This window comes from Leminorella richardii, assembly GCF_900478135.1.
Taxonomy (GTDB): domain Bacteria; phylum Pseudomonadota; class Gammaproteobacteria; order Enterobacterales; family Enterobacteriaceae; genus Leminorella; species Leminorella richardii.
On the sequence record NZ_LS483470.1, the window covers coordinates 2,890,253 to 2,908,901 of the forward strand.

At 51.8% G+C, this 18,649-nt stretch carries 13 protein-coding genes and 1 pseudogene; 9 read left to right on the forward strand and 5 right to left on the reverse strand.

Annotated elements, in window-relative coordinates; translation table 11 throughout:
* Positions 1–8: 8 nt before the first annotated feature.
* Complete coding sequence (locus DQM29_RS13300; RefSeq protein ID WP_111741135.1) at positions 9–1,145, reverse strand: sugar diacid recognition domain-containing protein; 1,137 nt, start codon at positions 1,143–1,145, stop codon at positions 9–11.
* 422 nt (positions 1,146–1,567) lie between these two features.
* Here DQM29_RS13300 and DQM29_RS13305 point away from each other — a divergent pair, with 422 nt between their 5' ends.
* From DQM29_RS13305 to DQM29_RS13315, 3 genes are read left to right on the forward strand one after another with little or no spacing between them, the layout of a single operon-like run.
* Complete coding sequence (locus tag DQM29_RS13305) at positions 1,568–2,980, forward strand: MBOAT family O-acyltransferase (RefSeq protein ID WP_111741136.1); 1,413 nt, start codon at positions 1,568–1,570, stop codon at positions 2,978–2,980.
* The gene (locus tag DQM29_RS13310) at positions 2,967–4,043 is read left to right on the forward strand and encodes an SGNH/GDSL hydrolase family protein (RefSeq protein WP_111741137.1); all 1,077 of its coding nucleotides are present in this window, start codon (positions 2,967–2,969) and stop codon (positions 4,041–4,043) included. Before DQM29_RS13305 ends, DQM29_RS13310 begins: the two co-directional genes overlap by 14 nt.
* 13 nt (positions 4,044–4,056) lie before the next feature.
* Positions 4,057–5,259 carry an SGNH/GDSL hydrolase family protein gene (locus DQM29_RS13315; protein ID WP_111741138.1) on the forward strand — a complete coding sequence of 401 codons (1,203 nt, stop codon included), beginning with the start codon at positions 4,057–4,059 and terminating at the stop codon, positions 5,257–5,259.
* A gap of 55 nt (positions 5,260–5,314) precedes the next feature.
* On the opposite strand, the gene DQM29_RS13320 is transcribed toward DQM29_RS13315, so the two are convergent.
* Entirely contained in the window at positions 5,315–6,112 is a 798-nt protein-coding gene (locus DQM29_RS13320; protein WP_111741139.1) for a protein bax, read from the reverse strand.
* 478 nt (positions 6,113–6,590) lie between these two features.
* Here DQM29_RS13320 and acnA point away from each other — a divergent pair.
* Positions 6,591–9,262 (forward strand): annotated as a pseudogene (gene acnA, locus DQM29_RS13325) (aconitate hydratase AcnA).
* 167 nt (positions 9,263–9,429) lie between these two features.
* Here the strand turns inward: acnA and DQM29_RS13330 are convergent.
* Positions 9,430–10,125, reverse strand: coding sequence for a helix-turn-helix transcriptional regulator (locus tag DQM29_RS13330; RefSeq protein ID WP_170126533.1), 696 nt, complete (start codon positions 10,123–10,125; stop codon positions 9,430–9,432).
* A 513-nt stretch (positions 10,126–10,638) separates the two neighbouring features.
* Between DQM29_RS13330 and DQM29_RS13335 the strand changes: the two genes are divergently transcribed.
* The 5 genes from DQM29_RS13335 to DQM29_RS13355 all read left to right on the forward strand — a co-directional run bounded on the left by DQM29_RS13335 (position 10,639) and on the right by DQM29_RS13355 (position 16,273).
* Positions 10,639–11,073, forward strand: a complete 435-nt coding sequence (locus DQM29_RS13335; RefSeq protein ID WP_111741141.1) for a DoxX family protein — start codon at positions 10,639–10,641, stop codon at positions 11,071–11,073.
* A 171-nt stretch (positions 11,074–11,244) separates the two neighbouring features.
* Complete coding sequence (hlyD, locus tag DQM29_RS13340) at positions 11,245–12,231, forward strand: secretion protein HlyD (RefSeq protein WP_111741142.1); 987 nt, start codon at positions 11,245–11,247, stop codon at positions 12,229–12,231.
* Positions 12,232–12,309: 78 nt separating this feature from the next.
* Positions 12,310–13,998, forward strand: a complete 1,689-nt coding sequence (locus DQM29_RS13345) for an ATP-binding cassette domain-containing protein (RefSeq protein WP_111742097.1) — start codon at positions 12,310–12,312, stop codon at positions 13,996–13,998.
* 10 nt (positions 13,999–14,008) lie between these two features.
* Positions 14,009–15,136 (forward strand): ABC transporter permease, encoded by a 1,128-nt coding sequence (locus DQM29_RS13350; protein ID WP_415270888.1) that lies wholly within the window; start codon positions 14,009–14,011, stop codon positions 15,134–15,136.
* Positions 15,137–15,139: 3 nt separating this feature from the next.
* Entirely contained in the window at positions 15,140–16,273 is a 1,134-nt protein-coding gene (locus tag DQM29_RS13355; protein ID WP_111741144.1) for an ABC transporter permease, read from the forward strand.
* A gap of 19 nt (positions 16,274–16,292) precedes the next feature.
* On the opposite strand, the gene ftsP is transcribed toward DQM29_RS13355, so the two are convergent.
* Positions 16,293–17,711, reverse strand: a complete 1,419-nt coding sequence (ftsP, locus tag DQM29_RS13360) for a cell division protein FtsP (protein ID WP_111742098.1) — start codon at positions 17,709–17,711, stop codon at positions 16,293–16,295.
* A gap of 75 nt (positions 17,712–17,786) precedes the next feature.
* Positions 17,787–18,533: a 1-acylglycerol-3-phosphate O-acyltransferase gene (locus DQM29_RS13365; RefSeq protein WP_111741145.1), complete on the reverse strand. Its 747-nt coding sequence runs from the start codon at positions 18,531–18,533 to the stop codon at positions 17,787–17,789.
* Positions 18,534–18,649 lie beyond the last annotated feature (116 nt).

Sequence of the window (18,649 nt, forward strand, 5' to 3'; positions counted from 1 at the left end):
AGACAGGTCTAGCGCTGAAGCTCCATGCCGACATACAGCCAGAAAAGCTGTTTCAAGTTACTGATATTTATGCCCGTTATATCCTCTACCTTCTGCAATCGATACCGAAGCGTATTCACGTGAACGTGTAGGCAAAGGGCAGTTTGAGAAAGATCACAGTTCTGTTCAAAATAGTGGCGCAGTGTTGTTTGCAGAACGCCCTTTGGATCTTGTTCGATAAGCCTCAGCCAAATTTTTGACAGCTCCTCAGCCTGCCAGCTGTCCGACAGACCGCCCAGCAGAGAGGCCAGTGCGTAATCGTCATAAAATATATACTGATTTTTTAACTTAAGTCGTCTCACCATAGCCTGCGCAGACTTGGCTGTTTGATAAGAGCGCCGTAGACCACCCTCCCCAGGGAAATAGCCGCCGACGATAATGCGGGAAAAGCCGGAAGACTCAGCGTAGTGTTTAATTCTCTGAAGCTCCACCATCTCCAGCTGAGTGTCCCATTCGTCCTGATGCAGGGCAATCGGCTTTAGAATAATCAGCTCGTTAAAGTCAGTAAAAGTCACCAGATGATCCCGTGCGCTGTAGTCAAAGTAGTCCATCAGGCTGCGCAGCGCTTCGCTATCTGGCTGCTGCAGCTCAACGATAAGCACCACTCTCGGCTGGCTCAGATTAATCCCCAAATAGGACACCATCGCGCTAAGAGAAGCCGGCGGGCGGTCTCTTAGTATCAGCTGTTGAATCAACTCCTCTCTGTAGCGCCGATCCCACTGCTTTTGCTCAAGCATCGCCGTCTGCTCGATAATCATCTCCGACGCCATTTTAACCAGCTCAGCGTAAGCGCGAACTTCATCGGGTTCACCGGTAATACCCAAAACGCCAATCAGCCGATCGCGAAAGTTAATCGGCAAATTAATACCTGGCCTAACTCCCTTAAGCCGATTGGCCGTCGCCAAGTCAATCTCCACCACACGATTTTCTGTCAGAGCCAACACCGCACCTTCATGGCGCTGATGAAGGCGAGAGGGTTCTCCAGAGGCAATAATCATCCCGAACTCGTCCATGACGTTCACTGAATAGGGAATAATACTCATGGTGCGCTGTACAATCTGGCGAGCTGTTGAATCTTTTAAATAGTTTGTTTGGATGGCATTCATCGGTCTGTCTCAATGTGGAACATCGCGCCTTGGCGTTCCCACAAGTGAATTGGCTAAAATCCAATCAATTATTAGAGAATTTATACAGAAATATCTCAGCGAAACGAACAAATAGAATGTAACCAAAGCCGCTATTTTTTGTATTTATGTACAAATTAAATTTCTCTTATTTGGTAGGTGAAATTTAAATACATTAATAATTCAATGCATTAAAAATAAAAAAGCGCCTCCATGAGGCATTTCTTCCTTCCCATCAGGGTATTATGACACTGCTCACGATTTACCACTTCACCAGTTAAAACCACGGTTCCTAATACGGACAAATGCGTGAATAGCACCAAATCACATTGCCTACAGCCCCTACATTAGAATAAATTATACAAACCCTTGGAGGGTGAAGATCGCTATCTTTGGACCGGAGAATGAACTTTTTTTCATTGGATTTTTTTTACTGCTTTTTGCTGCTTTTTTTACTGTACTGGTCTTTTCGCCCTTCAGTATTAATACAAAACGGCCTACTTCTCGTTGCTAGCTACATCATCATTGGCTCATTTTCTCTGGGTTCCGCTGGCGTTCTGCTGGTCTACAGCCTGCTGATTTACGGCCTGGCTCGGTTTGCCTACCGAACAGAAAGCAAGAAAACCGGCTATCTGCTGTTAGCGCTCTTGGTGTGCGCTTTCTTTGTCGTTTTCAAATACTATCCGTTTTTTCGAGAAAGCCTGCAGCTAAGCCTGAATCAAATCGGACTGGCAGGCAGTCTTCCCACACTGGATATTCTGGTTCCCCTAGGGCTTTCCTTCTACGCGTTTCACTCCGTCAGCTACGTTGTGTCTGTCGCGAGAAAAGAGATCGCCCCTGCGCCACTGTTCGATCTTCTGCTCTATCTCAGCTTTTTTCCAAGCGTTGTTGCAGGCCCAATCAACCGCGCGACGGTATTTTTACCGCAGATTAGGCCGCCATATTTGCGTGAACTGCGCTTTTTCAAACGCGCCATTGCCCTGATTGCTTTAGCTATCGCTAAGCTGTTCTTATGCAGCGCCTTTCTGGCGGAAAACTACGTTAATGCAGTCTTTGAGACGCCGGACAGCTACTCACCGCTGCAAACGCTGACAGCGGTCTATGCCTACGCGTGGCAGATCTACTTCAATTTTTCAGGCTATACCAACCTAGTGACCGGTATGGCGCTGCTGCTTGGCTTCTACGTGCCAAAAAACTTTGACGCCCCGTATCTGTCCCTCAACCTGCAAGAGTTTTGGAAGCGCTGGCATATCAGTCTGTCGACCTTTATTCGGGACTATGTCTATATCCCACTGGGGGGCAACCGCCACGGCTTTCTGCGCAAAAATGCCAACCTGATGGCGGCAATGGTACTTTCCGGCATCTGGCACGGCGCGGGTGTTAACTTTATTATTTGGGGCGCGCTGCACGGCCTTGGTCTAGTGATTCTCAACGGCGCGAAAGAGCTAAAGCTGTTTTCAGCACTTCCGTCTGGCCCCGCCGTCCGCTTTTTTGCGCGCCTGCTGACGTTTCACTACGTCTGCTTCGCCTGGATTTTCTTCAGAGCGAACGATCTGGATACCGCAGTAGCTGTTCTGCACAACCTGTCTAACCTGTCTCTCTCCGCCTTTGTGTATGGCGCTGGGGCTGGCACTGTCTGGCTGTTTTTACTGTTTTATACTCTTTACCCCCTGTGGGCTCGCTTTAGAACGGCACTGTCGAATGCCGCGAACGCGCTCCCTTGGTACACCTATCCTGTACCGCTGGTGGTCTTCTTAACGCTGATTTTTATTTTTGCCCCTGCTGGAATTCCGGGATTTATCTATGCCAACTTCTAACAGCAGCAGCCCAACGCTGCTGAGGGTTTATCAAGTTCTCTACATTCTACTGCTCACAGCCCTTGGACTCGTGTGGCTAAACCAGCGCTCGCTATCGCTCTACTGGCAGCAGCAGTTTCACCAACAGAGCCCGTGGGCCAACGTGGACAATCCGCTGTGGTTGGCAGGTGGCCGTTTTGTCCCTGCACTAGAGGCAGGCAAAGAGGCTTTCGTCGCCTCGCTGAACGCTGAGAAAGAGGCCTCCGTGGAATTTATTCCGGCATTAGATATGTCTACTTTGATGCCGCCGTCCCTAAACTGGCAGGGTGTACGCCGTCTGGCGCATCCCCATACCAGTGAAAGCGCCCCTGTTCCGGAGCGTTCAACAGCCGACAAAACACCTGCACATCCGGAAGCCACTATCGTTCTGACCTCTCAGGGGAAAGTGCTGTTCGCCGGCGACTCCATGATGCAGGGTGTGGCACCACACATGATGAAAACGTTGTCCAAAGAGTTTGGCATCAAAAGCATCAATCTCAGTAAACAGAGTACCGGCCTTGCCTACCCCGGCTTCTTTAACTGGCCCAAAACTATTGAAGAAACGCTGGAAAAGGAAGGCAACGTTGAGCTGCTAGTGGTTTTCCTTGGCCCCAACGACCCATGGGATATGCCGCCGGCCAAGAATGCCCGTTTCCTGAAGTTCAAAAGCCCAGAATGGGAAACGCTCTATCGCACCCGCATTGCCGCTATACTGGAAAGCGCACAGCGCCACCACAGCCACGTGATCTGGGTAGGTCCGCCAAATATGCGTAAACCTGCGCTGTCAGATGGGATAAACTATCTAAATATGCTCTACCATTCCGAGGTTACCGCCGCCCAGCAGATGTATATTTCAGCCAACGAGATCTTTGGCTATCAGGGTGTCGACTATTCAGACTATCTGGAAGATGGCGATAAAAAAATAAAGCTCAGAACCGATGATGGCACTCACTTCACCCCAACAGGGCAGAGAATGATCGCACAGCGTATACTCTCTGTAATCAGCGTTGCTGCACCACCCAGCTTGGAACCAACGCCTAACTGATGAAGAAAACGTAATGAATGCACGACAATTAAAGATACTTTTGCCCGCCGCCAGCCTGCTCTGCGCGCTTTCTCTGGTTTCTTGCCATACAACGCAAGAGGGAGACACCCAGACGAAAAAGAAAACCGACGGCATCCACTACGGGCAGTTGACCAACTACGGTGAAAAACGCATAGCGAATCTTGCCAATCGGCTAACTAACGCCCGCAGTCAGAGCGTTCATATCGTTCAGTTAGGGGATTCCCATACGGCCGCTGACTTCTTTAGCGGTCAGCTTCGGGCTCGGCTACAGCAGCGCTTCGGCGACGGCGGCCCCGGCTTTGTTAGTCCTCTGGCGGTTCCCGGCCAGCGCCACGGTTTAGTCGGCTTCAATCAAGAGAAAAAGGCCTGGCAGCTCTATACCAGCCGAAAAGACGCGCGGGGAGACTTCCCCATCGGAGGCCTGATTGCCAGCCCAGATGCCGAACAGGCGCACGTAACCCTGCGACTCTATAGCAAAGATACCTCTCCCTATCTGGTCAGCGCACTGTACCGCGCCAGCGGTGATACGAGCCTTGCCTTTGGCGGCCGCACTCTTTCTCTTACCGACACTCACGGGCAGTGGACATTTTCCCCAACCACACAGCTGACGTTCCCAACGGAAATCGCTGCATCTCGTCAGGGAAATCTGGCGCTGGGCGGTTGGCTCATTCAGGCACCACAGCCTGGCGTAATGCTAACGCCTCTTGGTATTAACGGCGCGACGTTGACCATGGTCGACAAGTGGCAGCCGCAGTGGATAGACACTCTGGTCGAACTAAAGCCTGATATGGTTATTTTGGCCTACGGCACTAACGAAGCGTTCAACGACACGCTGGATCTCGCTCAGTACCAGTCGCAGCTAGAACAGAAAATTTCGACTATACGTCAGGCGCTACCCAACGCAGCCGTTTTACTGGTTGGCCCTTCTGACAGCATCAAAAACCGTAAAGGTGAAAGCTGTCAAGACATGCAGCCGACACGCCTTAGCGGCGTGATTGAAGCCCAAAAAGCGGCGGCGCAGTCACAGCGCGCACTGTTTTGGGACTGGCGAGCCTTCATGGGCGGCGAATGCGCCGTGACGCGCTGGGCTGACGCTGGAGATGCCCGCCCCGACGGAGTACACCTGTCGCAAAACGGCTATAAGAGAAGCGCTGACGGGCTGTTTGAACAACTGATGGATCTTCTTGGCCGCTAACGACAGGCACAAAAAAGCCGGTAAAAAACTTACCGGCTTTTTTATTCGCTACCCGTCAGGATTCATCCCGGAGGGCTGCAGTATCAACGTCGTTCTGCGCCTGAATAATCAGATGTTCGTTGTTGTCTAACACCCGCTGAAGGAACCGACTGTAGGACGCCCCTCGTTCAGAGTAGCGGCCCAGCTTATTGACCAAGTGATCGGCAGTTACCGTATCCCCCTGGTTTCTCAGCTCAGCCCGAGACTCACGCAGCTTGTTGTAGGCACCGTGACTGTTCATATTCAGCATATAGGCACGCACCGAATCATCCACTGAGCCGTAAGAGGAGTACCCCTTAACGCTGCCTGTGTCACCGCAGCTTTTACTGCCGCAGCGCATACCAAATAGATTATTGTTAACCTGAGCCAGTTTGGATGTACCCCAACCGGACTCTGCTGCTGCCTGCGCCACCACGAGGTGAGTCGGCAGCGTATCAACGCGCTTCAGCAGTTCACCCCATCTCACCTTCTTGGGATCGGAGACACACTGCATACGATAGTTTGAACAAATCTGCTGCAAACGAGCGATATCTTTCACGCTCCATGTCTGCGACAGACGCTTTCTTAGCAGCCATTCTCGATCCTGACGAATGAGTGCGTTTTGTTTGTCTATAATAGGAACTACGGCGTTTAAAAAGGCCTTCTTCCGTTGAGTGCCCGAAGGGTATTTTCTCAAGTCGGGTAGGCTTTCCAGCTTATCATTGAGAGAATACTCTTGATGGCTCATCGTGCCTGTTGATGCCCAGGCGCTCGATAATCCCATGCTCAAAATGAGCACTGCCGATCCTATTATTTTAAAAACGAGTGAAGTCATACTACTCCTGCAGGTTTTAAAATAATTCAGATTCTTCGCGGTCAGATCCTCAATGATGCCCGACTAAATTGAAAGCTGCAAGATGTAACAAAAAACAACTATCTTATAGATACGCTGACAATCAGCAGAAAGCTCAATGATAACTAATGTTTTTAGCTTAAAATGCTAACTCTCCCTGTGTAGTCGATTTTGAGAGAAAAACAAGCGTGGGATATAGGATCCCACCGATCTTTCCTTTATCCCATGTAGCAGCAATTGCAGTTATAGAAAAAGCCTTATTTAGCCTGCTAACCCACTATTAGCAGGGCTGCCTCTTTTCTTACGCCCTATATCCCCTGCGTTTATGCGCTCTTTTTCACAAAATAAAAATGTTAAAAATATGTTATTTATTTTTTATGATATCTTTAATAACAGAGTCAGACGCTTATATATTCTGCCGCTGACCCCGTCAGCGCACTCAGCAAATCTTGGAGGAATCATGTCAGTCGATTTACGCCAAAAGTATGAAGATGTTCTCACAGTCAACGGGCAAACCTTTAGCTACTCTAGCCTGCCAAAGGCTACCACCACGCTGGGAGACGTTCAGCGACTGCCTAAGTCGTTAAAGATCTTGCTAGAAAACCTACTTCGCTTTTTAGACAATGACACGGTCAAAGACGCCGACTTAAAGGCTATCGCACAGTGGCTACAGCACGGCCATGCCGATCGTGAAATCGCCTATCGTCCAGCCCGCGTGCTAATGCAGGACTTCACGGGAGTACCGGCCATTGTCGATTTAGCCGCCATGCGCGAGGCAGTGCTGCGTCTGGGTGGCGATCCTTCCAGCGTAAACCCGCTTTCTCCTGTTGATCTGGTCATCGACCACTCCGTCACTGTGGACGACTATGCAAACGCATCAGCTTTTTCCACTAACGTAGAGCTGGAAATGCAGCGCAACCGTGAACGCTATGCCTTTCTGCGCTGGGGGCAAAACGCCTTTAGCCGCTTTCGAGTCGTGCCGCCGGGAACCGGTATCTGCCATCAGGTCAATCTGGAATATTTAGGGCAGACCGTTTGGCAGGAGACAAAAAACGGCAAAGTTTGGGTCTACCCAGATACGCTGGTCGGCACTGATTCCCACACCACCATGATCAACGGTCTGGGCATTCTCGGCTGGGGCGTGGGCGGTATTGAAGCCGAGGCCGCTATGCTTGGCCAGCCAGTCTCTATGCTGATACCCGACGTAGTAGGCGTTAAGCTTACGGGCAAACTCCGCGAAGGCATTACCGCAACCGATTTGGTGCTAACCGTGACGCAAATGCTGCGTAAGCACGGCGTTGTCGGCAAGTTTGTTGAGTTTTACGGTGACGGGCTAGCTCAGCTACCGCTGGCTGACCGAGCCACTATCGGTAACATGTCGCCAGAGTTTGGCGCCACCTGCGGTTTTTTCCCCGTCGATGAGGAAACGCTACGCTACATGCGTCTTACCGGTCGGGATGAACAGCAGATTGCGCTGGTAGAAGCCTACAGTAAAGCGCAGGGCCTGTGGCGCAATCCCGGTGATGAACCGGTATTCACCAGCACGCTATCTCTCGACTTATCCAGCGTAGAAACCAGCCTAGCAGGCCCAAAACGGCCACAGGATCGCGTGCTGCTGGCGAAAGTCCATCAGGCGTTTGCTGACTATCAGGCGCTTGACCTTACCTCACACGCCGCACGTCAGGAACAAATTCCTGTCACCATAGAAGGGGAAACCTATCCACTGCATCAGGGCGCAGTAGCCATTGCTGCCATTACTTCCTGCACCAACACGTCGAACCCCGGCGTAATGCTGGCAGCCGGACTGCTAGCGAAAAAGGCGGTAGAAAAAGGGCTTGTACGCCAACCCTGGGTGAAAACCTCTCTGGCTCCCGGTTCAAAGGTCGTAACGGACTATCTCAATGCCGCAGGCCTGACCCCCTACCTCGAGCGCCTTGGGTTTAATCTGGTCGGCTACGGCTGTACCACCTGTATTGGTAACTCTGGGCCACTGCTGCCGCAAATCGAAGAGGCAATTCGGCAGGGAGACCTGACGGTAGGCGCGGTACTGTCCGGTAACCGAAATTTCGAAGGACGGATCCATCCGCTGATCAAAACAAACTGGCTCGCCTCACCGCCGCTGGTAGTCGCCTACGCACTGGCCGGTAACATGAGCGTGGATCTGACGCAAGATCCCCTAGGCCACGATAAAAACGGCAACGCCGTTTATCTGCGCGATATCTGGCCGTCAACTCAGGAAATTGCTCAGGCTGTAGAGGGGGTCAACGCCGGAATGTATCTTAAAGAATATGCCGAAGTGTTTAGCGGTGACAGCGAGTGGCAAAGCATTGCCGTTGAGTCATCGCTAACCTACGGATGGCAGCAGGACTCCACCTATATCCGCCAACCGCCCTTTTTTACAACGATGCGAAAAGCCCCGACGCGGTCGAAGACATTCACAGCGCGCGGATCTTGGTTCTCTTAGGGGACTCCGTCACCACCGACCACATATCTCCCGCTGGCAGCATCAAGGCTGATAGCCCTGCCGGACGCTATCTCAGCGAGCGCGGCATAAGCCGGCAGGACTTTAACTCTTACGGCTCAAGGCGCGGCAACCATGAAGTTATGATGCGAGGCACCTTCGCCAACGTCCGCATTCGCAATGAAATGGTGCCAGGCATTGAAGGCGGCTTTACTCGGCATATCCCTTCGCAGGAGGTCTTGCCCATTTATGACGCTGCGATGCGCTATCAGCAAGAGGGAGTCCCTCTCGCTGCGGTAGTCGGCAAAGAGTACGGTTCAGGTTCAAGTCGAGACTGGGCGGCTAAAGGCCCTATGCTGCTTGGCGTTCGCGTTGTTATTGCTGAATCTTTTGAGCGCATTCACCGCTCTAACCTCATCGGTATGGGTATTCTCCCGCTGGAATTTCCCCACGGCGTCAGCCGAAGCACGCTAATGCTGCGCGGTGATGAAACGATTACTGTCACTCAATTGAATGCGCTAACGCCCGGACAGACTGTACCTGTGACGTTTACCCGCGCCAGCGGTGAGCATATAGAAATAGAAACGCGCTGTCGTATCGATACCGGAAATGAGCTGACCTATTACCAAAACGGCGGCATCTTGCACTACGTCATTCGCAAAATGCTGTAAGCAAAGCTCTCTTTACGCCCCATCTTGACCGAAAAAAAGAATGGGGCGTAGCAGGCTTTATCTAAAAAATGGGAATAATTAATTTAAAAACAGAATATTACATTATTTTTTCAATGAAAATTACTTGATAAGATCGAGGCTTTTGACGCTCAAGAGAACCCCATTATCTAATTAAACAGGTTTAGCTCTATCGCCTTCTTGATCGCGTGTTTTGCATTAGAGACGTTCAGCTTATTAACGATATTCTTCATGTGAAACTTAATGGTTCTCTCACGAATACCGAGAATAATCGCTGACTCAATATAGGTTTTTCCCAAACAAACCCACTTTAATATTTCCAGCTCGCGAGGCGATAATAGAACATCATCTCTCCCCTCAATCTCTTCATCATTTATATAGCGAATGACTTTATCATGAGTATTAATAAGCAGAAGCTGTAACTCAGCCTGGTAATTTTTAATATTTTCGTAAAAATTCTGATTTCCGGCGTTATTATAAAAGCTCAGTAACGCTATTCGATTACTTGCATCGTGAACAGTAAACGTAAAACCGTCAAACAAACGATGTCGCTGCCGCAGTTCTGACAGCCCGTCAAACGGGGAGTCCCGCTTTTTCAATTCAAGCTCTCGCCAGGAAAAGGGAACTATCGTTTGCTTTGCGTGCAGAATAACTGGGTCAGTAAGGTAATATTCTGATTCAATATACTCGTCCATCCACTCTCGCGGGTAGTTAGAAATAACAGCCGTTGCTTTTCCGCTGTATTTTGAAAACAAAAAATAGCAGTACCCACTCAAACCAAAATGAGGCAACCGCTTTTCCAAAAATGAACGAATACTCTTATCCCTTTTTAAAGGCTTTATCATTACACCGTCCCATTGCTTCCCTCTATGCCTTTTTATTCCTATAGCATAATCCGATATTGCCATCGGCGAAACTGTCATAATTACCAATAATGAAAATAGAATTGAAGGATAAAAATCTACCCTTTAGTTAAATTCAGATAAAAAAATGACAATAACGACATGTTTATGCGCTATTATTCTAGCGACTGTGTATAACCCGCTGAATACAGACAATAACATCAAATAAATACTCTCGCACTATTGGAATTATTCGCCTAACATCGATCTAAAAATCCAAAAACACGATCTAAAATAATTTTTTATTCCAATTAGGCGTCAAGGTGAAAATACTTATTTCTTATCGTAAATAAACTCTTTTAACTTCTTATCCCTGACGTTAAAGTGGCGCACTCTATGCCCCTGTGCATTCCGGTGGGATACCAGAATTCTGCTATATTTATTGACAGTTACGATAATCGGCGCGGAAAAAGCGGCCTCTTTTAGACTTGCGCGCCATGACAAAAGGAAAACGCTATGGTTACCAGGCTTAATCGGTTTTTTACTCAATTAACAGATCACCAAGACGGCGGAAAGCTGCTGTTGCGGCTCATGGTTGCAGGGCTGATGCTGTTTCACGGCATTGCTAAAGCGCAAAACGGCGTCGGCTGGATAGGCGACTCGCTGGTCAGCATGGGTTTTCCCTATTTCATCGCCTACGGTGCCTATATTGGTGAAATCATCGCTCCTGTCCTGATTATTTTGGGCATACTCACTCGTCCTGCGGCGCTGGTCATGGCCGTCAATATGATCGTAGCCATTTTAATGGTGGGAGCTTCCAGCAAGTTTTTTACCCTGACAAAAGTCGGCGCTTGGGGCCTGGAAACGGAGGTGTTCTTCATTGTCGGCGCACTGATTATCATGCTGTTAGGGAGCGGTAAATACTCCGTCGTCTCTGCGGACTATCGCTAGCGTTCAAAAGCAGGCGGCTCTGATTCACACAGAGCCGCTAAAACGCGTTGGACAGCACCCCGCCTTTTCAGTGCCTGCTATGCCAGCGTTGACAAAAAAATCAATACGTTCCGCCTGTAGGTTTATGCTACTGTCAACACATGTGGTTACCGCAATGGGGAACGATAGTCTATGAAGAAAAAACCCTTTTTCCTTCTGCTCGCGGTCATCGTGTGCGCGGCGGGCGCCTATCTCGGCTGGCAGTACTACGTCGATGGCAATCGCCAGTCTCTCACACTCTACGGCAACGTAGACATTCGAACCGTTAACCTCAACTTCCGCGTCGGCGGGCGGCTTGCCGAACTTCGCGTTGATGAGGGAGATAGCGTCAACGTGGGTGACGTGCTGGGAAGGCTGGATGACGCCCCTTACCGCATTGCCGTTGCTCAGGCTAAAGCTAACGCAGAGGCGCTGAAAGCCAGGCTAGCACTGATGCAGGAAGGCTATCGTGCAGAAGAAATTGCTCAGGCCAAGGCCGCCGTTGCCCAGAGTCAGTCTAGCTATCAGTACGCAGAAAGCTTCTACCGTCGCCAGCAGGGTCTCTGGCAAAGCCGCTCTATTTCCGCTAACGCGCTGGACGACGCGCGCAGCGCCCGAGAGCAGGCTTACGCAACGCTTCAGTCAGCCAAAGAAAAGCTGATCCAGTTTGAAACAGGAAATCGTCCTCAGGAAATTGCAGAAGCCAGCGCTAACTATGAGCAAGCAAAGGCCGCGCTGGAAAAAGCGCAGCTCGATCTGTCTGATACCGTGCTGGTTGCCCCTTCAGCCGGGACCATTCTAACGCGCGCCATTGAACCCGGCAGCATGATTGCCGCGAGCACTCCCGTTTTCAGCGTTTCACTAACCCAGCCGGTTTGGATCAGAGCCTATGTCAGTGAAGTCAATTTAGCCAAGGCGGTTCCCGGCACTGAAATCAGCATCTATACCGACGCTCGCCCAGATAAGCCGTATCGCGGCACGATTGGCTTTGTCTCGCCCAATGCGGAATTCACGCCCAAAAGCGTTGAAACGCCAGAGCTGCGTACCGATCTGGTCTATCGCCTGAGGATCATCGTTACCGATCCCGACGACGGACTGCGTCAGGGAATGCCGGTCACTCTGCGGTTTCCTTCCCGCTAAGGCTTTCTCGTGACGGACAGCGCAATCGAACGGGAGCACTACATTGAGCTTGTTGGCGTTGAAAAACGCTTTCCCGGTATGTCTCAACCCGCGATCGCTAGTCTGACGACCCGTATAGAGAGCGGTGCCGTCATGGGGCTAGTCGGCCCAGACGGCGCAGGGAAAACAACGCTTATACGTATGCTTGCCGGCCTGCTTACGCCGGATGAAGGCTCCCTTCGCGTAGTAGGCCTCGACCCCATTAAGGATGACAAAGCGCTGCGCGCCGTATTGGGCTACATGCCGCAAAAGTTCGGGCTGTATGAAGACTTAACGGTGATGGAAAACCTCACGCTCTATGCCTCACTACGCGGCGTCGAGGGAGAAGAGCGACGAACCACGTTTGAAAAGCTGCTGTCCTTTACCGATCTGGCGCGGTTTACAGACCGTCCGGCGGGCAAGCTATCCGGGGGAATGAAGCAAAAGCTGGGGCTGGCCTGCACGCTTCTCGGCCAGCCAAAAGTTCTTCTGCTCGACGAGCCCGGCGTTGGCGTCGATCCTATCTCTCGGCGTGAGCTATGGAAAATGGTACATACCCTCGCCAGTGAGGGCATGCTTATCCTCTGGAGCACCTCCTATCTCGATGAAGCCGAACAGTGTCGCAGCGTGCTGTTGATGAACGAAGGCCGGCTTATCTTTAACGGGCCGCCCGGCGAGTTAACCCAGAGAATGGCGGGGCGCAGCGTGCTTATTGCCGCCACGCAGGGCACCAACCGCAGACTGCTGCAAAAAGCGCTGACTCTGCCACAGGTGACTGACGGCGTGATTCAGGGGAAATCCGTTCGCCTTATTCTACGCAAAGGGGAAGACCACTCTCGCCTCCCTGAGATACTACAGCAGCCTTCAGCGCAGGTTGTTGAGGCAGAGCCGCGCTTTGAGGACGCGTTTATCGACCTGCTTGGCGGTAATCCCGCCAGCGAGTCAGCACTCAGCCGGATCATGGAGCGGGTCGAGGGAAAGCCGGAAGATGTCGTTATAGAAGCAATATCTTTGACGAAAAAATTCGGCAGTTTTGCCGCTACTGACAACGTCAGCTTTCAGGTTAAACGTGGTGAAATCTTTGGCCTTCTTGGCCCAAACGGCGCCGGTAAGTCCACCACCTTTAAAATGATGTGCGGACTGCTGACGCCCACAGCGGGCAAAGCGCTGGTGCTGGATCTCGATCTGAAAACCAGCTCGGGAAAAGCGCGCCAACGGCTGGGCTACATGGCGCAGAAATTCTCCCTCTATGGCAACCTGACGGTTGAACAGAACCTGAAGTTCTTCTCCGGCGCCTACGGCCTTTACGGCAAGCCTCAGCGTAAAAAGATGGACGACATGATTGAAGCCTTCAGCTTTACGCCAATCCTGAATCAGGAGCCCAATGCCCTCCCTCTCGGCTTCAAGCAGCGGCTGGCGCTTTCCTGCGCCCTGATGCACGAGCCGGACATCCTGTTTCTTGATGAACCCACTTCCGGCGTCGACCCTCTGACCCGTCGAGAATTCTGGCTGCATATTAACGGCATGGTGGAAAAAGGCGTTACCGTGATGGTAACCACTCACTTTATGGATGAAGCGGAATACTGCGACCGCATCGGGCTAGTATACCGAGGCAAGATTATAGCAGCGGGCTCTCCAGATGAGCTCAAGCAGCAGGCGGCAAGCGATGAGTCGCCGAACCCCACGATGGAGCAGGCGTTTATCTCTCTGGTGCTCGGCTATGACGACGAGGAGGCTACGCGTGGCTAATCCTCTATACATGTCATTTTCTCCACGCAGACTACTGGCACTGTGTCAAAAAGAGACTTACCAAATCCTGCGCGATCCCAGCAGCGGGCTTATTGCCTTTGTTATTCCTCTGATGCTGCTGTTTATTTTCGGCTACGGCATTAACCTTGATTCCAGCAGGCTAAAAATAGGCATTCTGATGGAACAGCAGACGCCGGAAGCACGCCATTTAGTAGACGCGTTTGTAGGTTCCCCTTACATCGCTCCAACTATCGATACTGACAAAGGCAGGCTGATCCACAAACTACAGGCGGGTGAAATCCGCGGGCTTATCGTGATTCCCGTTGATTTTTCTCAACGCCAGCTTAGCGGCCAGAGCAATACACAGGTTCAAGTGATTACCGACGGCAGCGAACCCAATACCGCCAACTTCGCGCAGGGATATGCCGAGGGTGTGTGGCAAATCTGGCAGCGAAATCAGCTACAGGACAGCGCCCAAAGCCCTCCGTCCAGTCTAATAGACGTTCAGCTGCGCTACTGGTTTAACCCTTCGGCTATTAGCAGAAACTTTATTATTCCCGGTGCAATTACCATTATTATGACGGTGATCGGCGCAATTCTGACCTCGTTAGTGATTGCTCGCGAATGGGAACGCGGCACGATGGAGGCCCTGCTCTCGACACAGGTCACCCGCGCAGAGCTGCTGCTGTCCAAGCTTATCCCTTACTATTTTCTCGGCATTGCCGCTATGGCGCTGTGCGTAGTCGTCGCCGTTTTTATTATGGACGTTCCGTACCGCGGCTCGCTGTGGGTGCTGTTCGGAATGAGCAGTCTGTTTCTCGCCAGTACATTAGGCATGGGCCTGCTGATTTCAACCCTGACGCGAAACCAGTTCAACGCGGCCATGGTGGCGCTCAACGCTGCATTTTTACCGGCCATTATGCTGTCAGGCTTTATCTTTGAAATCGACAGCATGCCGAAGGTGGTGCAAGCGGTCACTTACGTGATCCCTGCCCGCTACTTCGTCAGCACGCTACAAACGCTGTTTCTGGCCGGGAACATTGCGCCAATACTGATCGTTAACCTGCTGTTTATGGCAGTGTCGGCCATTTTCTTTATCGGGCTAACGGCGATAAAAACCAGGCGGAGGCTCGACTAAACAATGAAAAGCTCGACGCTGACCACACTGCATCGCCTATTGGCTCTGATCCTGAAAGAGCTACAGTCGCTACTGCGCGACAGGCAAACGCGCTTTATCCTGATTATGCCGGTGCTGATGCAGGTGATCCTGTTTCCCTTCGCCGCCACTCTGGAAGTCACCAACGCCACTATTGCCGTCTACAGTGAAGACGCGGGTAAAGCCTCCATTGAGCTGACCCAGCGCTTTGCCAAGGCGAAGGCGTTCAGCAACGTGCTGCTGCTTAACGGCGCTCAGGAAATCGCCCCCACGATTGACCAGCAAAAGGCGCTACTGCTGGTGCGCTTCCCTACTGACTTTTCCCGCAGGCTGGCAGCAGGGGATGGGACATCATTACAGATTATTCTCGACGGCAGGCGCTCGAACAGCGCCCAGATCGCCGCCAACTACGTGCAGCAAATCGTCGGCCAGTATCAGCAGGAAATTGCCCCAACCCCGACTGTTCAAGGGCAAGGACAAAGCGGTCTGGTTATCCGCAACTGGTATAACCCGAATCTGGACTATAAGTGGTTCGTTGTGCCATCGCTTATCGCCATGATTGTGACTATCGGCGTGCTGATTGTGACGTCGCTGTCGGTAGCGCGAGAGAGGGAACAGGGGACGCTGGAACAGCTGCTGGTTTCGCCGCTGGCAACCTGGCAGATTTTTATCGGTAAGGCGGTACCGGCAATGATTATCGCCATCTTTCAGGCTTCGATAGTACTGGCTATCGGCATCTTTTTTTACCAGATCCCCTTTGCCGGCTCGCTAATGCTGTTTTACGGTGCAATGCTGGTTTACACCCTGTCGCTGGTAGGCTTTGGCCTGCTGATTTCGTCTCTTTGCGCCACTCAGCAGCAGGCGTTTATCGGCGTGTTCGTGTTTATGATGCCCGCAATTCTGCTATCAGGCTACGTTTCCCCAGTGGAAAACATGCCGGTGTGGCTACAGGATTTAACCTGGATTAATCCTATTCGCCACTTTACCGACATCACTAAACAGATTTACCTTAAAGATGCGGATTTCTCTATTATCTGGGGCAGTCTGTGGCCGCTGCTGGTGATAACCATCACCACCGGCAGTCTGGCCTACAGGATGTTTAGGAGAAATATTGCCTGATCTAGTCGGTCAGCATCTATCAGGCAGACTCCTTCACCCACAGCTGCCCTACGCTGCCCCGGTCCGCCATTTCCAGATTGTGGCTGTAGTACAGGAACGGGAAGTGTTCAGAAGAAGGCTGGCTAAAACGAACCAAAAGTTCGACTTTTCCATCGACCCAGACAGTGTCCTTCCAGCCGCTGTCTTCAATCGGCGGCGCGGCGCCGTTAACTGCGCTGACAAAGAACTGTGCACCCTGCACGTGGAAAGGCTGCGCCATCTCGGCGTTGACAATCCAGCGTTCCCAAGTGCCCTGTAAGGACTCCGTATCGATGCGCATCGGATCCCAGAGAGGGCCGTTGATGCCGGGGATAGCGTCCCCTAAAACGAACTCACGGGAACGAACAATGCTGCCGTCGAGGCGATCGACACCCTTCAGGCTAGTAGGAAGAGGCTGGGTGGAAAGCGCCATCAGGCCGGTTGGGCGTAGCGTCAGCACCAGTGCGGAATTAAGCAAGCTCGAAGGCTCAAAGAAGCTGCGCAGGCGATCGACAACGCCAGCAGAAGCGCCGGCGGTAATCGACACTTCATCCCCTTTAGAGACGTCTATCAGCACTTCACGGCGCTCGCCCGGCGCTAGGTTAATCTGCGCTACGGCAATCGGCGCAGGCAGCAGCCCACCGTCGTTGGCGACTAAATGAAACGGGCTGCCGTTACTTAAAGACAGAGTATATCGGCGAGAGTTAGAGGCGTTCAGCAAGCGAAGGCGAACCCAGCCGCGCCCAACCTCAACGTAAGGCCCCTGCGCGCCATTAGTCAGCAGCGTATCGCCAAGAAAGCCAGTATCTCCCGCTGGCGTGTATTCCGGCTGACCGAAGGAGTCGAGGCGCTTGTCCTGAATAATAATGGGAAAGTCGTCCACACCGTAGCGGTTAGGGATCGTTAGGCCTCGGCTGATGTCGTCTTCAACGATCCACATGCCCGCCAGGCCGTTATAAATATGGGGTGCCATTTTGTTCGGGGTAATCGCATGGTACCAGCAGGTTGCCGCCTTTTGGCGAATAGGCACAATGGGTGACCAGTCAACGCCTGGAGACATCATCCGAGCACCGTTACCCGCTAAAACGCCCGGAGTTTGTAGCCCACTGATGGTCACCGCAACCGGCTCGCTCAGTCGATTGCTGTAAACCAGTTTGACGTCATCGCCGTTGCGAACGCGAACCGTAGGCCCAAGATACCTGCCGTTAAATCCCCAAACGGGGGCTTTCGTCTCGGATCCAAACTGCCAGTGAGTGCGCTGCATGGACAAATACAGCGGCTGACCCCGGCGGATCTCCATTAAAGGGGGAACCGGCAGCGACGGCTGAGGAACAGCTGCCAGCGACGTACCTGTCGGCAGCACGCCAACGCCTAGCGTCACGCCCGCGGCCTGTAGCAGGCGGCGGCGACTCATCGGCAAAAAGTTCTTTTTTAGTTCAGCATCCATCAAAGCAGACCTTTAGCTATAGCGTTCTATCAGAGCATTATCCAGCAATCAGTGACCGCGCTTCGCGTCCTGCGCTTCCATTTCGGCCACTTCTTGGTTGAGTTCGTCGATCTTCACCGCCATAACGTCGTGGCAGTACTGGGCAAGCTCGCGAACCCGATCTTTGTCATACTTGCTGGTATCAATCGGCGCCAGCATTTCTACGATCACTCGGCCGTTATTCCAGCGGTTTAAATCAATTTTCTTATCCGTGTTGGACACGCAAATAGGCACCACCGGCACGCCTGCCGCGATCGCCGCGTGAAAAGCACCGGTCTTAAACGGCAGCAGTCCGCGCCCGCGGCTGCGGGTGCCTTCAGGGAACATCCAGATTGAAATGTCGCGCTTTTTCATCTGGTCAACAACTTGGTAGATAGTGCCGCGGGACTTGGTCTTGTTATTGCGGTCAATCAGGATATTGCCCGTCAGCCAGTAAAACGGCCCAAAAAACGGGATCCACAGCAGGCTCTTTTTACCTACAGTCACGGTTCTCATCTGAACCGCCTTCGCCGTCGTCACCATGTCATAGTTATTTTGGTGATTAGCGATATAGACACAGTTGCCGATATTTTCTATTCCCGGATAAATGCGTGTTTCCACTTTCAGGCCAAATACCGGCGCAAGTCTGCCAAACAGACGACCAAACGTGTAGGAGTGACGAGGATGTCGAGGGCTGAAAAGGCAGTAGAGCGACCCCAGCAGGCACAGCAGTATACAAAACGGAATCACTATCAGGGCGCGCAGAATTAAAAGCATATGAACCTCTTTCATTTATAGTCGCTAAGTATACCGACTTATAAAGAAAACGCACCGCTTCCCTAGCCCGTGAAACGGCAGAAACGGTATCCAAACCGATAAAAAAACACGCGGAT

Bases quoted from the DNA above. Each gene is read 5' to 3' on its own strand.
- DQM29_RS13315 (WP_111741138.1), top strand. From the start codon at position 4,057: ATGAATGCACGACAATTAAAGATACTTTTGCCCGCCGCCAGCCTGCTC.
- DQM29_RS13365 (WP_111741145.1), bottom strand. From the start codon at position 18,533: ATGCTTTTAATTCTGCGCGCCCTGATAGTGATTCCGTTTTGTATACTG.
- DQM29_RS13305 (WP_111741136.1), top strand. From the start codon at position 1,568: ATGAACTTTTTTTCATTGGATTTTTTTTACTGCTTTTTGCTGCTTTTT.
- DQM29_RS13345 (WP_111742097.1), top strand. From the start codon at position 12,310: ATGTCTCAACCCGCGATCGCTAGTCTGACGACCCGTATAGAGAGCGGT.
- hlyD (WP_111741142.1), top strand. From the start codon at position 11,245: ATGAAGAAAAAACCCTTTTTCCTTCTGCTCGCGGTCATCGTGTGCGCG.
- DQM29_RS13355 (WP_111741144.1), top strand. From the start codon at position 15,140: ATGAAAAGCTCGACGCTGACCACACTGCATCGCCTATTGGCTCTGATC.
- DQM29_RS13320 (WP_111741139.1), bottom strand. From the start codon at position 6,112: ATGACTTCACTCGTTTTTAAAATAATAGGATCGGCAGTGCTCATTTTG.
- DQM29_RS13310 (WP_111741137.1), top strand. From the start codon at position 2,967: ATGCCAACTTCTAACAGCAGCAGCCCAACGCTGCTGAGGGTTTATCAA.
- DQM29_RS13330 (WP_170126533.1), bottom strand. From the start codon at position 10,125: ATGATAAAGCCTTTAAAAAGGGATAAGAGTATTCGTTCATTTTTGGAA.
- DQM29_RS13350 (WP_415270888.1), top strand. From the start codon at position 14,009: ATGTCATTTTCTCCACGCAGACTACTGGCACTGTGTCAAAAAGAGACT.
- DQM29_RS13300 (WP_111741135.1), bottom strand. From the start codon at position 1,145: ATGAATGCCATCCAAACAAACTATTTAAAAGATTCAACAGCTCGCCAG.
- DQM29_RS13335 (WP_111741141.1), top strand. From the start codon at position 10,639: ATGGTTACCAGGCTTAATCGGTTTTTTACTCAATTAACAGATCACCAA.